This window comes from Bacteroidota bacterium (assembly GCA_016213405.1).
Taxonomy (GTDB): Bacteria; Bacteroidota; Bacteroidia; order Palsa-948; family Palsa-948; genus Palsa-948.
The window spans coordinates 1-19,514 of the sequence record JACRAM010000068.1 but is presented as its reverse complement, the minus strand read 5'-3'; the positions used below and the strand labels follow the sequence as shown (position 1 = coordinate 19,514).

The window sequence follows — 19,514 nt, the reverse complement described above, 5'->3', positions numbered from 1 at the left end:
AAACTAAAAATATCCAACGGGGTTAAGGCAATTATGAAAAGAATTAAAAAATATTTTGTATTATTTCTCACTTCTCACTTCTCACTTCTCACGTTGTATTTGTCCGCTCAGGATGGTGATATGTATGTCCCCCGTCCGCTCAAAATCAATCCTGCCTCCGCTGAACTTGGAATTTTTCTTGGCGGAAGTTATTATACTGGCGATCTGAATCCGTCCGGGCATTTTAATCGTTTCACCCGGCCCGCAGGCGGATTTCTTTACCGTTTGAATTTTAATTCCCGCTTTTCAGCAAAAGCAATTGGTTCGCTTGGCATTCTTGAAGCCGATGATGCCTATTCGCTGAACGATGCTCATCACAACAGGAATCTGAACTTTAAATCAAAGATTATGGAATTTGCAGTGGAGGGTGAATTTAATTTTCTTCCTTACACTACAGGAAATAAAAAATCTGCTATCACCACTCCTTATGTTTTTGCCGGAGTTGCAGTATATCACTTTAGTCCTCAGGGATTATTGCAGGGAAGGTGGTATAATCTTCAACCGCTGGGTACTGAAGGGCAAGGTACTACCTTCTCAGGCGAAAAATCCTATTCACTCACGCAGTTTTCAATTCCATTTGGTGTTGGAATGAAAGTGAATACCGCAAAGCGCATTGGCATCAACTTCGAGTGGGGCTTGAGAAAAACATTCACCGATTATCTTGATGATGTTAGCGGAAAATATGTTGACCCTGTTCTTCTGGCTTCCGAAAAAGGTCCTGCTGCCGCAGCGCTTTCTGACAAAAGTATTGTTAAAGAAGGTGGCAGCAATACCGGCAGGCAAAGAGGCAATTCTTTTACAAAAGATTGGTACTCTTTTGCAGGTGTAATTATCACTTTCAGAATGAAGGGCAACGAAGGCGAGTGCGATATTCCTCATTAGTTTATAGGTGTGTTTGGATTTTGGGTTATTACTATTCCCCCTATCCTATTTCTTCCATTATCTTTGCAACCCTATGCCAGAAGAAAAAAAAGAAATGTCTTTCTTGCAGCATCTCGAAGCGCTGCGCTGGCATTTGGTGCGCTCCGCTATAGCGGTAATGGCGCTTGCTTGCGTATTATTTTCCTATAAAGATTTTGTTTTCACCACCGTCATTTTCGGTCCCATGCATTCTGACTTTCTTACCTACCGCGCCCTTTGTAAAGTTTCTTATTTAGTTGGTTTAGGAGATTCACTTTGCATGCAAAGCATTTCGTTCGAACTGATCAATATTGATTTGTCCGGACAATTTACCACACATATCTGGACCTCTGTAATTGGAGGATTGATCCTTGGCTCTCCCTATGTTTTATGGGAACTTTGGAGGTTCATCCGTCCTGCCCTTCAGGAAAAGGAAAAAAAATATACTACGGGTGTTGTGCTGTATGCTTCATTACTTTTTATCACAGGAATTCTTTTCAGCTATTATATTATTGTACCTATGACAATAAATTTTCTTGGCAATTACCAGGTAAGCACATTGGTTCAGAATAAAATCTCGATGGATTCGTACATCGGCACAGTAACGATTCTTACCTTAATCATGGGGTTGGTATTTGAACTGCCCATCATCATTTTTTTCCTGACTAAGATTGGTCTGATCGGTCCTTCATTCATGCGCAAATACCGCAAGCACGCTGTGATTGTCATTCTTATTGTTGCAGCTATTATTACGCCTACTTCAGATATTCCTACTCTTGTTATAGTGTCTGCGCCATTATATGTATTGTACGAAGCAAGTATATTTGTTTCGAAATATGCAGAAAAAAAATCTTCTACTTGAACGATTGTTGATAAGAACAATATAGTATGCAGATAAGATACTTCTCTATTTCATTTCTTCTGTCTTCTGTCTTCTGTCTTCTGTCTTCTGTCTTCTCATTTTCTCAGGAGACTAAAATCACCGGAAAAGTTTATGACTCACAGACACGGGAAGCGCTCCCGTTCGTAAACATTAAATACAAAGGAGGCAAACCCTTCACAACAACGGATGTGGATGGTAATTTTTCTCTCATCACGTTAACTCCCTCTGACAGCATTGAGATTTCGTATATCGGCTACAAGACCAAAAAACTGAAAGTCAAAAAAAATAGTGCACAGGCACTGAGCATTTCGCTCGATCCGGATCAGTTTACATTAAATGAAGTGGTGATTCTTCCGGGAGAAAACCCTGCGCACCGCATTCTTAGAAAAGTAATTGCACATAAAGATCAGAACGACAAGGAAAAACTTTCCTCTTTTGAATACGAAGTATATAACAAGATAGAGTTTGATATGAATAATATACCGCCTGAGTGGAAGAAGAAAAAAGTTTTAAAACCGATAAAATTCGTTTTTGATTATATTGACAGCACCAGCGTGACAGAAAAACCTTACCTCCCCTTGCTTTTATCAGAAACCATTTCTGAGTATTTCTATAAAAAAAATCCGAGATTCAGAAAAGAAATCATCACGGCAAGCAAAGTATCCGGAGTGCAGGACAAGAGCATATCGCAGTTCATGGGTGAAATGTATCAGAACGTGAACATTTATGACAACAATATTTTAGTTTTCGGCAAGCAATTTCCCAGTCCGATTTCTGATAATGCGTTGAACTATTACAAGTTCTATCTCATCGACAGTGTGTTTGTTGGAAATAACCGTTGCTATCAGCTCCAGTTCAAGCCCAGAAGAAAGCAAGAGTTTGCTTTTGCCGGAAACCTATGGATTGCAGACACAACTTTCGCGGTAAAACGCCTCGATATGTCAGTTCCCGATGATGTAAATCTCAATTTTGTAAAAGCACTGGCAGTCGTACAAGAATATTCGCAAATTAAAAAAGATTCTCTTGATGAAGCAGGCACCTGGATGCTGAGCAGAGACAGGCTGGTGATAGATTTTAAATTGGATGATAACCGGAAAAAACCAAGGCAGGCTGGGTTCTACGGAAGGAAAACCACTTCTTATAAAAATTTTGTCATCAACAAACCGAGAGAAGACGATTTCTATAACCGCACGGATAACCTGGTAGTGCAGGATAGTGCTGAATTGAAGGATGACAAGTTCTGGGAAAAAGCGCGGCACGACACATTGTCTAAGAATGAAAAATTAATTTATCATATTGTTGACACAGTAAAATCCATGCCCATCTACCGCACCTGGTATAACTGGATCTACATTTTTGTTACAGGATACAAGCAGTTCGGCAAACTGGAGTTTGGACCTTATTACAAAACATACAGCTATAACGATGTGGAAGGACACCGTTTCCGCGCGGGTTTCAGAACTTCTGATGATTTCAGCCGATGGGTTGAGTTCAGCGGTTTTGGCGCGTATGGAACAAAGGACGAAACATTCAAATATAATCTGGCTTTTAAATCTTTTATCACGAAAAAACCACGACAGATTGTTTACCTCGATTATAAAGATGATTTGGAAATTCTCGGTCAGAGCGCCAATGCTTTCACGAGCGATAATATTATTGCCACGGCTTTTCGCAGAACTCCTCTTAATAACATGACCAGCATTCAGCAATCAAAAATCGGCTATGAGTGGGAGCCATTTCCGGGTTTCAATACAAAATTATTTTTAACAAACAGGGTAATGACACCCAAAGGCATACAGAGTTATAAATACGTGAACGATTCCAATGACACCTTATCGCTTAACAATATTATTTCTTCTGAAGCCAAGGCGCAAATTCGTTTTGCCTACAATGAAAAATACATTGAGTACACTTTTGCGCGAACCAGCACCGGCACGCGTTATCCTGTTGTTACATTAAACTATACCTACGGAGCAAAAAATATTTTGAAAAGCGATTATGAATATCACAAACTTGCACTTAACATAAATGACCGCTTCCGAACCATGCCATTGCTTGGCTATACGGATTACATTATTGAAGCAGGAAAAATTTTCGGAACAGTTCCTTACCCGCTTCTTGAACTTCATGGCGGAAATGAAACTGTCATATATGATGCCTATGCTTTTAATATGATGAACTATTATGAATTCGGAAGCGACCAGTATTTAACCGTTCAGGCATTTCATCACTTTGACGGATTTTTTCTGAATCACATTCCGCTGATGAGAAAATTAAAATGGAGAGAAGTCATATCAGCAAAAGGATTGATTGGCGATATAACAAAAGAAAACAAAAATTCCCTTCTGTTTCCTGGAACCCTTTCATCGCTCAACAAAAAACCTTATTACGAAGTGAGCGCAGGCATCGAAAACATATTCAAAGTTTTCCGCATTGACGCCTTATGGCGTTTATCCTACACCGATAAAGAATACAAAGCCGCCTATGCATTGAAGAGCGGAGGAAAACATGTTCCGGAATTCGGAATAATGTGGAGTTTGCAGATAACATTCTAACTTTGCAGCATGATTCTCAGAACAGAAAATCTTGTTAAACGCTACCAAAGCCGGGTGGTAGTCAATGATGTTTCTGTGGAAGTGAAACCGGGCGAGATTGTTGGGTTGCTGGGTCCGAACGGAGCCGGAAAGACCACCACCTTCTACATGATAGTTGGATTGATAAAGCCCAATGAAGGAAAAATATTTCTTGATGATAAGGAAATTACCAACGAACCCATGTACAAGCGCGCGCAACTGGGGATCGGATATCTGCCGCAGGAGGCATCCGTGTTTCGCAAGTTAAGTGTGGAAGATAATATCCGTGCCGTGCTGGAGATGACCAAACTTACTAAATCAGAACAGAAAAATAAATTAGAAAGCCTCATTGATGAATTCGGATTAAGCAAAATCAGAAAAAGCAATGGCGATTTGCTTTCGGGCGGAGAAAGAAGAAGAACAGAAATTGCCCGATGCCTTGCCACCAATCCCAATTTTATTCTGCTCGATGAACCTTTTGCGGGTATTGATCCCATAGCGGTAGAAGACATTCAGAACATTGTGCGCAAGCTGAAAGAAAAAAACATCGGCATCCTCATCACCGACCACAACGTGCACGAAACCCTAAGCATCACCGACCGCACGTATCTGCTCTTTGAAGGAAGCATCATTAAAGCAGGCACCGCCCAGGAACTTGCCGATGACGAACAGGTGCGCAGGGTTTATCTCGGAAAGAATTTTGAGTTGAGGTAATTCCCGTCAGTCCGTAATTACTAATTTGTCTGTTGCTAAAGTTTTACCCTCTTCTGTTAAGCGAACAAAGTACAGCCCGCTTGGGAGATTGTCACGGAACAGAGTAACTGTATGCCCGCTGATGTTTTTTATTTCTTTTACTGCCTGCCCGTATAAATTGTAAACAGTGAGAGTTGCGTTGAGTAAAAGATTGTTTGTCTGCATTGTTGTCTGCGCGTAAAATGGGTTAGGAAAGATTGAAATAGAAATTGGATTTTTATATTCATTAATTCCATTTCCGTTAGGATCGTATTCCCAAAAATCTTTATAGCCTATCCAGAATTCATTGCTTCCTGTTCCAACATATCCTTTATTGCCAATAGAAAATCCTACAGCTTCACATCTTCCTACTCCACTAAAGGTAGCCTTTTGACCCCAGATGTTTGTTGATTTATCCCACTCCCAGAAATCATTTAAGTAATATGTTGTATCACTTAGACCGGTTGCGATGTATCCTTTTGTGTTAATTGAAAAAGCTGCTGAATTATATTTTGGTATTCCACCATAGTTTGATTTTTGAGACCAGGTATTTGTTGTCTGATCCCATTCCCATAAATCATTGTAAGTATTTCCACCTTGATAATCTCGCCCAACTCCGATATATCCTTTTGATCCAATTGAAAATCCTATTGCCTCTTGTCTTATTCCTCCGGCAAAATTTGCTTTTTGAGACCATATATTCGTAGCAGGATCAAATTCCCAAAAATCATCTAATCCTTGCGTTAGTGTTAGAGAGCCTGTTCCAAAATAACCTTTAGAGCCAATTGAAAAACTAACTGGGAAATATCTTCCTGTCCCACCAAAATTTGCTTTTTGAGTCCAAATATTAGTTGCTTGGTCCCACTCCCACATGTCTTTAGCCCACCCCGTAGTATCAGCACCTAATCCTATATAGCCTTTTGTGCCTATCGAAAAGCCAATTGAATATAATCTTGCTGTTCCAGCAAAATCAGCCTTTTGAGTCCACGCATTAGTTGTCTGATCCCATTCCCAAAAATCTCTGAGTAAAGAATCCGGATATGGATAAGCAAATGGATGATATCTCCCGGTTCCGATATAACCTTTTGTCCCTATTGAGAAACCTACAGCATTTAATCTGCCAAAAGTTCCTACATCAGCTTTCTGTGTCCAAGTCCCTTGTGCATTTATCTGATTATGAAAAACTATTAAGCATTGAGAAACTATCAAAGTAAGTATAAGTTGTCTCATTGTTTTTTGTTTGGGTGTTTTTGCTAATTCGTTCTCGCACAACAAATATACAGTTTCTCTTTTGTTTTCCGCGCAGGGTAGTTAATGAACAGCATATATAGAACTTACGCAGTTTGGACTAAAGTCCGTATTGTGTTGCATTATTTGCCACGACCTTAAGGTCGTGGCAACTGACAAGACACTGAGTTTGCGTACGTCCTATTCTTATTTCTTATCCGGCTCAAAGTCCAGCACAATCGAATTCATGCAATAGCGTTTTCCGGTGGGCGGAGGACCATCATCAAAAATATGCCCGAGGTGGCTGCCGCATCTTGTGCATAAAACTTCTGTGCGGGCCATTCCGATAGAATTATCTGTAACATAAGTGGTGCTGTTCTTCCGGATGGATTCAAAAAAGCTGGGCCATCCGCAGCCGTTTGCAAACTTTGAATCTGAACGGAAGAGCGCGTTTCCGCAGGCAGCACAGTAGTAAGTTCCGGTTCCTTCAAAGTTCCAGTATTTGCCTGAGAAAGCGTATTCGGTGGCTTTGTTGCGGGCAACCTGATAAACACTGTCAGATAAAACTTTTTTCCACTCCGCATCAGAAACATTTAAAGTGGTTGTATCAGTGCGTGAATAATATGGATTGTTTGTATGCTGGGTTTCGTTGTTCATAGTTGTAATTGAATTGTTTTGGTCAGTAGAACTTCCTGCGGAACATCTGAGGTTTAATAAAACAACAATAGAACAATAAAACCATAAAGCAATTGTTAGTTTGTCAAATTGTTTTATTGCTTTCATTTCCCGCCAATCATTTTCTTGATTTCATTCAACTTCATCAGTGCTTCCACAGGCGTAAGCGTATTGATGTCGGTTTTTAAAACTTCATCGCGTATCTGTTCCAGCACCGGGTCGTTCAACTGAAAGAAAGAAAGCTGATAATCGCCAGCCCCTCTTCCGTCTCCCCCAAGGGGAGAAACTCCCTTCCCTTGGGGAAGGGATGGGGATGGGCTTCTTCTGTCTTCCAGTTTCTGCAGTATCTCATTCGCCCTGTCCACCACTTTTTTAGGCACTCCAGCCATTTTCGCCACATGAATTCCAAAGCTGTGCTCGCTTCCGCCCGGAACAAGTTTTCTGGTGAAAATAATTTTGTTGCCAACTTCCTTTACTGATACATTGAAGTTTTTAATTCTTCCTTCCCTCGTCCCTTGTCCCTCGTCCCTCGTACTTTTCACTGTCTTTTCCATTTCATTCAGCTCGTGGTAATGCGTGGCGAAAAGTGTTTTTGGTTTGGTGGGATGATGATGCAGAAATTCCGCAATCGCCCAGGCAATGGAAATGCCATCGTAGGTGCTGGTGCCTCTTCCGATCTCATCCAGCAATATCAAACTTCTCTCAGAAAGATTATTCAGGATGCTGGCGGTTTCATTCATCTCCACCATGAATGTGGATTCTCCGAGCGAAAGATTATCCGATGCGCCCACGCGGGTAAAAATTTTATCCACCCTGCCGATGTCAGCGTGCTGTGCGGGAACAAAACTTCCCATCTGCGCCATGATAACGATGAGCGCTGTCTGCCTCAGCAAGGCAGATTTGCCCGACATGTTGGGTCCGGTGATGATGATGATCTGCTGATGCTCGTTGTCGAGATAAATATCGTTGGCAACATATTCATTGCCGATGGGCAGCTGCGCTTCAATCACCGGATGCCTGCCCGCCTTGATGTCAATTATTATTGAATCGTTGATATGCGGACGCGTGTAATTATTTTTCTGCGCGGTGCCTGCGAACGAAAGCAGGCAATCAAGCCGTGCTATGAGAGAAGCGTTGAGCTGAATAGGAGGGATGTAATCTGCCAGCGAGAGAATAAGGTCGTTGAACAAACGCGCTTCGAGGGCAAGAATTTTTTCTTCCGCGCCCAGAATCTTTTCTTCGTATTGTTTCAGCTCTTCGGTGATGTATCTTTCGCAATTGCTTAATGTTTGCTTGCGGATCCACTCAGCGGGCACTTTGCTCTTGTGCGTGTTGGTCACTTCCAGGTAGTAGCCAAAGATATTATTGAACCCCACTTTCAGCGAACCGATGTGGGTGCGCTCGCTTTCGCGCTGTTGAATTTCCAGCACATAATTTTTTCCTGACGACATTATTTTCCGCAGTTCATCCAGTTCGGCATTCACTCCATCCGCAATCACTTTTCCTTTGTTGAGCATCGGTGGCGGGTCGGGAACAATTTCTTTTTCTATCCGTTCTCTGATGAGCAGACAAGGATTCAATTGGTCTGCAATTACAGCCCATCCTAAATCCTTCCTATCTCCGTTTCTCCATTGACCTGCGGTCGCAACCTGCGGTTGTGTTTCTGAATCGGAGAGTGGGATAATCGGGGAATCGGGGTTGGGATGGGCTTGGTTTTTTATTTCTTCCACCGCATGGAGCGCTCGTTTTAGATGCGCCACTTCTCTGGGCGAAATTCTTCCGGTGGCAACTTTAGAGATCAGTCTTTCCAGGTCTCCGATGAGGCGAATCTGATGGGAGATTTTTTCCTGAAGTTCCGGATGCTTCAGAAATATCTCCACCATGTTCAGGCGTTCTTCGATTGGCTGTTTTTCTTTCAGGGGCATGGAGAGCCAGCGCTTCATCATGCGCGAACCCATAGGAGAAATAGTGTTGTCAAGAATATCGATCAGTGTTTTTGCTTTTTCGTTGGGGCTCCAGAAAAGTTCGAGGTTGCGGACGGTGAATTTATCCAGCCATACGTAATGCTCCTCTTCAATGCGGGAGATGGACTGAATGTGCTGAATGCGGTCGTGCTGGGTGGCGGCAAGGTAATGAAGCGCAGCGCCAGCGGCAACAATCCCGAAATTCTGATTCTCTATCCCGAAACCTTTCAGCGATGCCGTGCCGAAATGTTTAAGCAACGTTTCATGGGAGAAGTCCTCGCTGAAAACCCATTCGTCCAACCCGTAAGTATAAAATTTCTCTCCGAAGAATTCCGAGAACTTTTTCTTTTTATTTTTCTGAAAGAGTATTTCGCTCGGCTTGAAGTTCTGCAAAAGTTTTTCCGCGTAATCAATGGTTCCCTGCGCCACAAAAAACTCTCCTGTGGAAACATCCAGGAAAGAAACGCCTGCGTTCTTGTCATCAAAGTGAATGGCAGCCAGAAAATTATTTGTTTTATGGTCGAGGATCTTATCGTTGTACGAAACGCCCGGTGTCACCAGCTCTGTGATTCCGCGCTTCACCAGTTTCTTGGCAAACTTCGGATCTTCCAGCTGGTCGCAAATGGCAACGCGGTGCCCGCCACGGACCAATTTTGGCAGATAGGTATCCAGCGCATGATAGGGAAATCCTGCCAGGTCCACTTCAGAAGCGGCACCGTTCCTTCTTTTCGTGAGCGTGATTCCCAGCGTGGCGGCAGTTTTAATTGCATCCTCACCGAAGGTTTCGTAAAAATCTCCTATTCGGAAAAGTAAAATAGCGTCAGGATATTTTGATTTGATGCTGGAATATTGCTGCATCAGCGGAGTTTCAGAATCATTCTCGCTTCCTTTCTTGGCAGTGCGGTATTTATAGATGGACGACATTACAATTTACGATGTATGATTTACGAATTTATCGAATAACTTTGAACCCTTAACATTGAACTTTGAACATTTGATGAGAAAATTAAAGAACTCTGAACTCGAAAGAAAATCATTAAAGGAATTCCGTTCATCGGAGAAACTTCCTATTGTGATTGTTTTGGATAATGTACGAAGCGCATACAATGTGGGTTCTGTTTTCCGAACGGCTGATGCATTTCCTGTGGAAGCCATTTATCTCTGCGGAATAACCTGTTATCCGCCTCACAAGGAAATCCGGAAAACGGCTCTTGGCGCTGAGGATACTGTTTCATGGAAATATTTTAAGTCAATGCTTGAATCAATTCACGAATTGAAGAATGCTGGATATAAAATTTACGCGGTGGAGCAGGCAGAAGGAAGTATACTGCTTGATAACTCTGAACTCCGAACTCCGAACATCAAACTCGCCTTAGTTTTCGGTCACGAAGTGGACGGTGTTCAACAGGATGTTGTGAATGCCTGCGATGGATGCATTGAAATCCCGCAGGGGGGAACAAAACATTCTCTCAATATTGCGGTGAGTGCTGGCGTGGTGCTCTGGGAATTTTTTAGAAAAGAGAAATAATTATTTCTCACTAACATTCATGGCTTCTTCAAGGGTAATTTTTTTGCCATCTTTAAATGCAGCGATACTGGCATCAGGGAAGTATCCTGAAATCCTGTCTTTCATTTTTTCTGCTTCTGCTTGGGAGGGATATTCTCCTACATAATATTTATACGTATCTCCTTCCTGGTATTCCTTTACATTCAGAATGCCCTTGAATCTTGGTGATATTCTGGGCACCTGCTCACTGGAGGTGACAATGCCGACAGAAAAAATAATTTTAGCTTCACTTTTTATTACAGTAAGGGGAGAAGCAATTATAGTTTTTTTTGAGGTGTCAGCTGACATTTCTGTTTCTGTTTCCTTGTGTGTAACTGACTGCAAATTGCCTTGTTTTTTCAGGAGATCATAATTCCTATATAGTTTTTTTACATCATTGTTTATTTGTACGGTATAGTTGTAATCATAATCAAATTTTTTAGTGAATGAATTGAAAAAAATTTTCGCAATAGGATTTTTAAGCACTGAAACGTCTAATCCTTCAACATTTTCGAAAAGGTCAACGCTGAACTCAAAATAGTAATCTCCTTCATTTAACTTCGGCATGATCGCGTCCACCGAGATTATCTTGGTAACATGCCCTGCCTTGGATATTTTTATCGTGTAGGTCTTTTGTATCGGAAGTTGGAAGGCAACCCATCCTCCAATGTCCGATTCCATTTTCTGAACAACGATAGAGGAAGTATCGGAATAAATTTTTACAAATACTTTATCAAGTTTTTTCTTACCATAGGATATTTGTCCCTTCATATCGAGAAAGTGTTTTTGCTTGGTTGAATCATCCTGGAAAGAAGATGCGTAAGCAAAAGAAACTCCTCTGCCGGAAATCAAACAAGTGATCAGTAGAATTAAAAACCTTTCATACATTTTCAAAACGGATGGGGGTAAAGCGTAAAAATACTACTTTGCTTAATTGATGCAAATAAAAAAACCCAGACAAAAATGTCTGGGTTTTAAAAAGATTGAATATTATTTTTATCCTACGAGCGCTTTAAAATCAGCATTGTCACGGAACTTAAAGAACTCAAGGTCTTCTTTCGCTTTGCTCTTGAAGGATGCATCTTTGTTAATAGCAATTTTAAGATTATTGATAAGAAGGTCAGTAGTGCCTTTTCTTGCGCCAACAATTGCTTTCAGATAATAGGAAAGGGCATCTTCTTTTTCAGGGCTTGCGTCAAGTGTTGTGAGAGCGCCATCACCATTTCCGCTCAGCACTTTTGCAAGGGCAGAGTTGAAAGAATTTTCGCTTCCGAAGTTGGCAGTTGCGTCTCCGTATTTTCCATCGCGGATATTTACAATTCCTTTGTTGTGGTTGACTTCCATGGATGAACCGGCTTTGTTGTAGGAATCCATGGCAGATTTTCTGTCTCCGCTCCAGCGCATAAGAATTCCCAGATTGTTGTTTACCTGTTCGGCAGAAGAATTAAGCCCTTTTGCCTTATCCATGGCAGTTTGAGCGTCAGTTGGTTTGTTTAACAAAATGTTGCAATACCCAACGTTGTTGGAACATCTCCAGTCATTGCCAAACAAACGGTCAGCATTTTTATAGATGCCAAGTTTTATGTTGATGTCGCTGGTGAGAGTAGCAGCGTAAAGGATTTCATCATTCGCCAGACTATCAGGATAAGAAGCGGCAAGTTTTGAGATTTCGTCATCGGGGCGGCTCATCTGCTCGCAGTTCCATGTGGTAACGCTTCTGCGGAGTTTTGGAAGAATTGTTTCAGCCACTTCTTTATAAGTAGCAGAAAGATTTTTAATTTCTGATTCGCGTTTGTCGCCATCAGGATACATTTCAAGAACGCGGAGGATAAGTTCTTTATCCTTCAGGCTTGATTGCTGCATGAGCATTTTGAAACCATCCCAGTCTTCGGCAGTGGTTTTTGTAGTCCAGAATGCTTCAACTTCTCCTCCGGGAATCATTTGCATTTTGTCCTTTGCTTTTCCTTTAGCGAGATTGCCATAGTATTTTGAAGTCACTTTGGCGCGGTTGTCAGCAAGGTTTTCGTTGATGGTTAATTCTCCGTCAGGCGATGCGTAAGCAGAAATGCTTGCGCCTTTGAAGACAAACCTTTTTGCAACTCGTTTTTCTACAATGAATTTTTGTGTCGCAGTCATGCTTTCGCCTTTTTGTTCTGACGAGCGAAGGTCAGATTGATTCACAAGGAAGAAAATCTCAGTGGTTTGCGTTACGGGATAGGATTTCTGAAAATTATCTTTTCCAAGGAGTGGCTTCTCATCATTCTTAACGAGAAGAGGAGTGATGATGGTTCCGTCACCGATTTTTTTAGCAGGAAAATCTTTTTCCTTTTTCTTTTGCTTTCCTTTGATTCGCACTTCAAGGTCGCAGTTTTTCATTTCAGGAATGTAAACAGTTTTATCAGTGTATGAAAAACTTCCGCCTTCTTTAAAGGCAACAGTGGTTCCGCTTCCTTCTGTTACTTTTTCTCCTTTTACAGATACAGGTTTAAGCGCTTTTTCTCCGCCATTGTATTTGAGGATAGGAGTGATGGTGAGTTCAACTTTCTTGGCAAAATACTTTGGGTCATATTTTCCGCTCACAGTTACAACCACAGTATCGCCATGCATTTCAAGCGGATTGGGTTTAACTTCATACTTTACCATCTTGTCATATTTCTTCATCATTGAACCTAAGCCAGCGCAAGACGCAAGTCCTGCAACAGCGAGGATTGATAAAGCAACATTTTGGATTTGGTTTTTCATATTAATTAATGAATTAATGGGTTTGGTTTCAGGGGATTGAATGTTAAGAATTCAGCAAAAGTAATTAATTTTCTAAAAGTCCAAATTTTTTTATTAAATGGTGTTAACAACGAAAATAATGCAAAATTGAAGAAAATCAGGTATCTATTACATGACTAAACTGACTTCAAGTTTATCAGTGCAATCTTGCAGAAGTATTTTAATTGATTTACCAAGAACCGGGTGAATCAATCCGCTGGCTATTTCATTAAGAGGAACAAGAGTAAATTTTCTTTCATGAAGGTGCGGATGAGGAATTTGAAGATGAGCAGATTGGAGGATTAGCTTATTGAAGAAAAGAATATCAATGTCTATCTTTCTTGCTTCCCATTTGTTTGCCCGTTCTCTGCCGAGTTGTTTTTCTATCAAAAGAATTTCTTCAAGCAGCTTTTCCGCTGATAGGATGGTTTCAACGCAGATTGCCTGATTCAGAAAATCATTTTGGTTTTGAATACCCCAGGCCTTTGTATTATATAAAGAGGATTTTAAAATCACTTTCCCGATTTTCTTTTCAATGTGACCAATGGCACATGGCAGAAATTTTTCTCTTTTTCCCATATTACTTCCAATCAAGAGATAGGTGATGTTTTTTTTCACCCAGCGAAATTACTTAACATTTATTAAAAAGAATGATTCCCTCCCGTTATTCATTTTACTTATGTTTGCACACACTAAAAACAAATCACATGAGTAATTTCTGGAGTTCATTTTGGGGTTCAATCGTTGGTTTCATTGTCGCTAATATAGTCTGGGCAATAATCGGATTGTTTATTTTCTTCATGGTCATCGGTTCCATGATTGGCAATCTTTCAAACTTTTCCGAAAGAGATAAGAAGCCAATCACTGTAAAATCTAATTCCGTTCTTTACATTACGTTTGAAGGGCAGATTGTTGAACGCGGCTCAAAAAATCCTTTTCAGAATTTTAATTTTTCCAATCCTGAGAACATGCCTCTTGGTTTGAATGATATTCTTTCCAATCTTGAAAAAGCAAAAGAAGATGATAATATAAAAGGAATTTATCTTGACATTACTTCCATTCCTGCAGGCATAGCCACGCTCGAAGAAATCCGAAACGCGCTTCTTGATTTTAAATCCTCAAAAAAATTTATTGTGGCTTACAGCGAAGGTTACGCGCAGGGAGCTTACTACCTTGCCACTGCAGCAGATAAAATTTATCTGAATCCGGAGGGGATGGTTGATTTCAAAGGATTGAGCCGACAAATTATGTTTTACAAAAATCTTCTGGAGAAACTTGAAGTGAATATGCAGATTTTCCGCCATGGAAAATTCAAGAGCGCTACGGAGCCATTCTTTCTGGAGAAAATGAGCCCTGCCAACCGCGAGCAAACGATGACGTATATAAATTCCATCTGGGATTATTTATTGGAAGGAATTTCAAAGCAAAGAAATATTTCCGTTGATGAATTGAACAGGTATGCTGATAACATGCTTGTTACAGATGGAGAAAGCGCGCTTAAATATAAACTGGTTGACCAGCTAGTTTACAAAGATGAAATGCTTGATATACTTTCCGGATTGGTAGGTGTAAAGTCAGCAGAGAAAATCAATTACGTTTCGATGCATAAATACACACGGGCTCCTGAAAAACATGCAGATGTTTACACAAAAAATAAAATCGCGGTGGTGTATGCTTCCGGCAGTATTGAAGGTGGAGAAGGCGATGATGAAACAATCGGCTCTGAACGGATTTCAAAAGCAATACGCCAAGCAAGACTGGACAGCAATGTAAAAGCAATCGTACTGCGTGTAAATTCCCCGGGCGGAAGTTCGCTCGCATCGGATGTAATATGGCGTGAAATGATTTTAGTGAAACAGGCAAAACCAGTTGTTGTTTCTATGGGAGATGTTGCCGCTTCGGGCGGATATTATATTTCATGCGCGGCAGATGCCATTGTTGCGCATCAAAATACCATCACAGGTTCAATCGGTGTGTTTGGAGTTTTTCCGAATATGGAAAAACTTTTTGGGAACAAGTTGGGAATCAATGTAGATACTGTGAAAACCAATAAACATTCTGATTTTGGAAATCCTTTCCGCGCTGTAGCGAAAGAAGAAACAGATGTGATTCAAAAATGGATTGAAGATGTTTACACTGATTTTATCAGTAAAGTGGTAAAGGAAGAAATATGACTCCAGATCAGGTTGACAGCATCGGACAGGGAAGAGTATGGAGCGGTGTGGATGGAAAACGCATTGGCTTAGTGGATGAGTTTGGGGGAATAAAAGATGCCATCGCTCTTGCCGCTAAAAAGGCTGACCTTAAAGAATATAAACTTCTTGAACTGCCAAAACAGAAAGAGCCTTTTGAAGAATTCTTGAATGAGATTTTAGATAAAGATGAAATGGTGGAGAAAAAACTCAGACAGGAACTCGGCACTACTTACGATAATTACAAGCAGTTGAAAAACGTGATGAAGTATAAAGGAGTGCAGATGCGTTTGCCCTATGATGTGGTGATTTACTAACTATCTTCTTTTATCTCAAATCCTATTGCTTTCATATCGTTCCAGTAATCGGGATAAGATTTTTTTACAACAAGAGGATTCTTGATTTTTATTTCAGGATAAATTAGTGCAAGAGGAGCAAACGCCATTGCCATACGGTGATCATGATAGGTTTCAAATTCTAAATCCGGTTCAAAAGTCTTTTCTTTTCCGGATTTTGAATCATTCTCCTGAGTGTTTATCTCCAACGAAGCATCTCCTGTTTCCTGAGCAACAACACCAATTTTTTTCAGCTCTGCTTTCAATGCCTGAATGCGGTCAGTTTCCTTCTGTCGCAAAGTATATAAGCCGTTTAATTGTGTCGGCAATTTCTTGACTGCTGCTACTACCGCTGTTGTTTGAACAATGTCAGGATAATCTGAAAAGTCAAATCCTAATATCTCAGGACGATAATCTGTTTTTGTAAGTTGAATACCATCCTCAATATATTCTGTACTAACTCCAAAAAATCTGAATAAGTCGGCAATCACCGCATCTCCCTGAATAGATTTTCTTCTGAGTCCTTTTATTTTCAGTTCTGCTTCCTGCGCGAGTGAAACCATTTCATACCAGTAGGATGCTGCGCTCCAATCCGATTCAATATGATAATCCCATCCCTGATAATCTTGCCGCGGAATGGAAATGATATTATTATCCCATTTAAATTTTACTCCGAAATGTTCCAGCACCTTCAACGTCATCATAATGTAGGAGCGGGAAACAATTCTTCCTTTCAGGTGAATGTTCAATCCGTTTTCAAGCGTAGGAGCAATGAGGAGAAGCGCAGTGATAAACTGGCTGCTCACGCCTGCATCCATTTCAATATCTCCGCCTTTAAGTTTTGCACCTTCAATCTTAATAGGCGGACAGCCTTCCGTTCCAAGGTAAGTGATTTTTGCTCCAAGAGAATTGAGTGCATCCACCAATGTTTTTATCGGACGCTGGTTCATTCTTTCCGTGCCGGAAAGAATGCGGGTTCCTTCACGCGATGCAAAAAAAGCTGTTAGAAAACGAATAGTGGTTCCGCCAGGTCCGGTATAATAACTAACTTCTACATTAAGTCTTTTCAGAGTTTGGCTATGATCTCCTGCTGTTTCGTTTTTTAAAACCTCGGCAAGTATTTGTGTGTCCTGCGAGTCTGCCAGATTGGTTGTGCGGAAGCGCTGAGTGCTTAATGCCTGAACGAGAAGCACTCGGTTACTCTCGCTTTTAGATGCGGTGAGGTAAATGGTCCCTTTGAGAGTATTATCTGACTTTGAGATTTTGTATACCACCGCGTATGATGTCTGAAATCTGATTGCGAAACTACTAACTTTTTTGTTTTGGGGAAAGATGTAAAAGGCAATCTATACGAATAAGTCATTAAAAAGAATTATGGATTCTTCAATTAAATTTTCTGGACAAGAATTATTTATTTCTGCTTTTCCGATAGAACTTAGAAGCGTGAAATTTATTTCTGAATCTTTGTTCTTTTTATCTTGTTTCATTAACCCGATAAGATTTTTTATAGAAAACTTTATCTGGTTAGGTTTAAAAACAGAAATTATGAAAGAAATAATTTCATCCAGTTCTTCGCTCTTCAATCCAAGAATCTTTCTTGAAAGATATGCTTCGCAAATCATTCCTATGGCAATGGCTTCTCCGTGAAGTAATGATTTTTTTGTTTTAAGCGAAGCAGATTCAATCGCATGTCCGATGGTGTGTCCGAAGTTGAGCGTTTTTCTTAATCCGTTTTCATAAGGGTCGGCAGAAACTATTTTGTTTTTGATTTCTATTGAATGAAAAATGATGTTAACTCCCTTCTCCTTGAGGAGAAGGGTAGGGGACGAGGCATGTATTTGTTTCCAGTAATCTCTATCCGCAATCAATCCGTGTTTTATTACTTCGGCAAATCCTGAAACAAGTTCACGTTTGGCAAGTGTTTTTAAAAAATCCGGATCGATAAAAACCGCTTTCGGAAAAGCAAATGTTCCGATTTGATTTTTGAAATTAGAGAAATCTATTCCTGTTTTTCCGCCAACCGATGCGTCCACCTGCGCGAGGAGGGTAGTGGGTATGTTGATGAAATCAATTCCGCGTTTATAGGTTGAAGCGGAAAATCCTCCTATGTCCGTAATCATTCCGCCACCAAGATTTATCAGCAAAGATTTCCTGTCAGCGTTTTGTTTGGAAAGTTCCTTCCATATTTTTTCGCAGGTGTAGGTGGTTTTGTTTTTCTCTCCGCTTTTAATTTTAATAATTGATAATTGGCAGTTGTCTAATGATAATTTTTTAAGACAATGCCTCTTCGTATTCTCATCCACTAAAACAAAAACAGAAGAATATTTTTTCTCTGAAATGAAATTATTCAATTCGGAAAGAGAATCGTTTCCGATATATATGTTGCATTGAGTTGTTTTAATTATATTCACAAGAACAAAATTACTTTTCTTTCGCAACTGCAATTTCGTTTCTCATCGTCTGCTTCTGGTGATGAATGGATTCCTGATGAATGCTTTCAAAGATTTTCATTACGAAATCCGCAGTGAGATGTTTCTCCATTCCTTGCTTGGTTCTGTTTTTCACGATTTCGTTCCAGCGTGCGTTCTGTAAAATAGTGACTCCGGTTTGTTTTTTGAATTCACCGATAGAACGGGCAATTTCCATCCTGTTTGCGAGAAGATTAATTAGTTTGTTATCAAGTTCGTCAATTCTATCTCGGCAATCTTCCAGCGAACTGAGAAACTTTCTGTCCTCCACTGTAGAAAGCCGCAAGACAATATCTTTTATAATTTTATCAAGTTCCGCTGGTGTAACTTGTTGTTTCGCATCACTGAGTGCAGAAGCAGGATTGCAATGCGTTTCAATCATCAGTCCTTCATAATCAAGATCAATCGCAGTTTGAGAAACAGTAAACAACAATTCTCTGTTTCCGCAGATATGGCTTGGATCGCAAATCATCGGAATGTCGGGCATTCTTCGCTTGAGTTCAATCGGAAGCTCCCACATGGGTTTGTTTCTGTATTGAGATTTATCCGCTGATGAAAATCCTCTGTGTATCGCTCCGATTTTTGTGATGCCTGCTTTTTGAATGCGTTCAATCGCCCCCATCCATAAATCCAAATCCGCATTCACGGGATTCTTTATCAGCACCGGAATGTTCACGCCTTTTAATGCGTCAGCAATTTCCTGCACGCTGAATGGATTCACCGTAGTGCGCGCGCCAATCCAGAGAAAATCAATTCCCATTCTCAGCGCTTCGTATACGTGTTTCACATTCGCTACTTCAACAGCAGTAGGCAGACCTGTTTCCGCTTTTACTTTTTTCAGCCATTCAAGACCGATGCTTCCGATTCCTTCAAATTGTCCCGGGCGTGTTCTCGGTTTCCAAATCCCCGCACGGAAAATACTCGCTCTTTTCAGTGAAGCGATTTCTCTTGCAGTAGTCAGCACTTGTTCTTCAGTTTCCGCACTGCAGGGTCCTGCGATGATGAGCGGGCTTGAGAGCGTGAGTCCGAGGATATTTCTGATTTTAGTTGTTGCTTCCATGATTGTAAAATTACAATTTCTATTTTAATGACCCCGGCATGAACTCCCTGTGGTCTTGCCACAGGGATGAAATGCCGTTGCGCGAAGCGCAAAAGAGTATGTTTACTTCATGGTAGACACGAGCGAGGAGATATGGTACTGGCATCACAATGTATCGGAG

The 19,514-nt window shown here is 40.7% G+C and carries 14 protein-coding genes and 1 pseudogene; 6 read left to right on the top strand and 9 right to left on the bottom strand.

Features of this window, described 5'->3' with window-relative positions:
• Positions 1-33: 33 nt before the first annotated feature.
• The 4 genes from HY841_07940 (at position 34) to lptB (ending at position 5,109) form a co-directional block, all read left to right on the top strand.
• Positions 34-921: an outer membrane beta-barrel protein gene (locus tag HY841_07940; protein ID MBI4930677.1), complete on the top strand. Its 888-nt coding sequence runs from the start codon at positions 34-36 to the stop codon at positions 919-921.
• A gap of 73 nt (positions 922-994) precedes the next feature.
• Positions 995-1,801 (top strand): twin-arginine translocase subunit TatC, encoded by an 807-nt coding sequence (gene tatC, locus HY841_07935; protein MBI4930676.1) that lies wholly within the window; start codon positions 995-997, stop codon positions 1,799-1,801.
• A 26-nt stretch (positions 1,802-1,827) separates the two neighbouring features.
• Positions 1,828-4,377 (top strand): carboxypeptidase-like regulatory domain-containing protein, encoded by a 2,550-nt coding sequence (locus HY841_07930; GenBank protein MBI4930675.1) that lies wholly within the window; start codon positions 1,828-1,830, stop codon positions 4,375-4,377.
• Positions 4,378-4,386: 9 nt separating this feature from the next.
• Positions 4,387-5,109 carry an LPS export ABC transporter ATP-binding protein gene (lptB, locus tag HY841_07925; GenBank protein MBI4930674.1) on the top strand — a complete coding sequence of 241 codons (723 nt, stop codon included), beginning with the start codon at positions 4,387-4,389 and terminating at the stop codon, positions 5,107-5,109.
• A 6-nt stretch (positions 5,110-5,115) separates the two neighbouring features.
• Here the strand turns inward: lptB and HY841_07920 are convergent, their stop codons facing one another.
• The 3 genes from HY841_07920 to mutS all read right to left on the bottom strand — a co-directional run bounded on the left by HY841_07920 (position 5,116) and on the right by mutS (position 9,851).
• A complete protein-coding gene (locus HY841_07920) occupies positions 5,116-6,357 on the bottom strand; it encodes a T9SS type A sorting domain-containing protein (protein MBI4930673.1) in 1,242 nt (413 codons plus the stop codon).
• A 204-nt stretch (positions 6,358-6,561) separates the two neighbouring features.
• Complete coding sequence (gene msrB, locus HY841_07915) at positions 6,562-7,137, bottom strand: peptide-methionine (R)-S-oxide reductase MsrB (GenBank protein MBI4930672.1); 576 nt, start codon at positions 7,135-7,137, stop codon at positions 6,562-6,564.
• Entirely contained in the window at positions 7,134-9,851 is a 2,718-nt protein-coding gene (gene mutS / locus HY841_07910; GenBank protein MBI4930671.1) for a DNA mismatch repair protein MutS, read from the bottom strand. Before mutS ends, msrB begins: the two co-directional genes overlap by 4 nt.
• A gap of 139 nt (positions 9,852-9,990) precedes the next feature.
• Here mutS and HY841_07905 point away from each other — a divergent pair, with 139 nt between their 5' ends.
• Positions 9,991-10,521: an RNA methyltransferase gene (locus HY841_07905; GenBank protein ID MBI4930670.1), complete on the top strand. Its 531-nt coding sequence runs from the start codon at positions 9,991-9,993 to the stop codon at positions 10,519-10,521.
• On the opposite strand, the gene HY841_07900 is transcribed toward HY841_07905, so the two are convergent.
• From HY841_07900 to folK, 3 genes are all read right to left on the bottom strand, one after another.
• Positions 10,522-11,427, bottom strand: a complete 906-nt coding sequence (locus HY841_07900; protein MBI4930669.1) for a hypothetical protein — start codon at positions 11,425-11,427, stop codon at positions 10,522-10,524.
• A gap of 108 nt (positions 11,428-11,535) precedes the next feature.
• Positions 11,536-13,281 carry a hypothetical protein gene (locus HY841_07895; GenBank protein MBI4930668.1) on the bottom strand — a complete coding sequence of 582 codons (1,746 nt, stop codon included), beginning with the start codon at positions 13,279-13,281 and terminating at the stop codon, positions 11,536-11,538.
• 147 nt (positions 13,282-13,428) lie between these two features.
• Positions 13,429-13,878: a 2-amino-4-hydroxy-6-hydroxymethyldihydropteridine diphosphokinase gene (folK, locus tag HY841_07890; protein MBI4930667.1), complete on the bottom strand. Its 450-nt coding sequence runs from the start codon at positions 13,876-13,878 to the stop codon at positions 13,429-13,431.
• A gap of 128 nt (positions 13,879-14,006) precedes the next feature.
• On the opposite strand from folK, the pseudogene sppA reads away from it, so the two are divergent.
• Positions 14,007-15,808, top strand: a pseudogene (gene sppA, locus HY841_07885) (signal peptide peptidase SppA).
• Here sppA and aroA read toward each other — a convergent pair.
• The 3 genes from aroA to HY841_07870 all read right to left on the bottom strand — a co-directional run bounded on the left by aroA (position 15,805) and on the right by HY841_07870 (position 19,354).
• Complete coding sequence (gene aroA / locus HY841_07880; GenBank protein ID MBI4930666.1) at positions 15,805-17,100, bottom strand: 3-phosphoshikimate 1-carboxyvinyltransferase; 1,296 nt, start codon at positions 17,098-17,100, stop codon at positions 15,805-15,807. The pseudogene sppA and the gene aroA sit on opposite strands and share 4 nt — an antisense overlap.
• A gap of 72 nt (positions 17,101-17,172) precedes the next feature.
• On the bottom strand, positions 17,173-18,237 hold the full coding sequence (aroB, locus tag HY841_07875) for a 3-dehydroquinate synthase (GenBank protein MBI4930665.1): 1,065 nt from the start codon (positions 18,235-18,237) through the stop codon (positions 17,173-17,175).
• A gap of 10 nt (positions 18,238-18,247) precedes the next feature.
• Entirely contained in the window at positions 18,248-19,354 is a 1,107-nt protein-coding gene (locus HY841_07870; GenBank protein MBI4930664.1) for a bifunctional 3-deoxy-7-phosphoheptulonate synthase/chorismate mutase type II, read from the bottom strand.
• Positions 19,355-19,514 lie beyond the last annotated feature (160 nt).

Bases quoted from the DNA above. Each gene is read 5' to 3' on its own strand.
- HY841_07940 (MBI4930677.1), top strand. From the start codon at position 34: ATGAAAAGAATTAAAAAATATTTTGTATTATTTCTCACTTCTCACTTC.
- tatC (MBI4930676.1), top strand. From the start codon at position 995: ATGCCAGAAGAAAAAAAAGAAATGTCTTTCTTGCAGCATCTCGAAGCG.
- HY841_07930 (MBI4930675.1), top strand. From the start codon at position 1,828: ATGCAGATAAGATACTTCTCTATTTCATTTCTTCTGTCTTCTGTCTTC.
- lptB (MBI4930674.1), top strand. From the start codon at position 4,387: ATGATTCTCAGAACAGAAAATCTTGTTAAACGCTACCAAAGCCGGGTG.
- HY841_07920 (MBI4930673.1), bottom strand. From the start codon at position 6,357: ATGAGACAACTTATACTTACTTTGATAGTTTCTCAATGCTTAATAGTT.
- msrB (MBI4930672.1), bottom strand. From the start codon at position 7,137: ATGAAAGCAATAAAACAATTTGACAAACTAACAATTGCTTTATGGTTT.
- mutS (MBI4930671.1), bottom strand. From the start codon at position 9,851: ATGCAGCAATATTCCAGCATCAAATCAAAATATCCTGACGCTATTTTA.
- HY841_07905 (MBI4930670.1), top strand. From the start codon at position 9,991: ATGAGAAAATTAAAGAACTCTGAACTCGAAAGAAAATCATTAAAGGAA.
- HY841_07900 (MBI4930669.1), bottom strand. From the start codon at position 11,427: ATGTATGAAAGGTTTTTAATTCTACTGATCACTTGTTTGATTTCCGGC.
- HY841_07895 (MBI4930668.1), bottom strand. From the start codon at position 13,281: ATGAAAAACCAAATCCAAAATGTTGCTTTATCAATCCTCGCTGTTGCA.
- folK (MBI4930667.1), bottom strand. From the start codon at position 13,878: ATGGGAAAAAGAGAAAAATTTCTGCCATGTGCCATTGGTCACATTGAA.
- HY841_07870 (MBI4930664.1), bottom strand. From the start codon at position 19,354: ATGGAAGCAACAACTAAAATCAGAAATATCCTCGGACTCACGCTCTCA.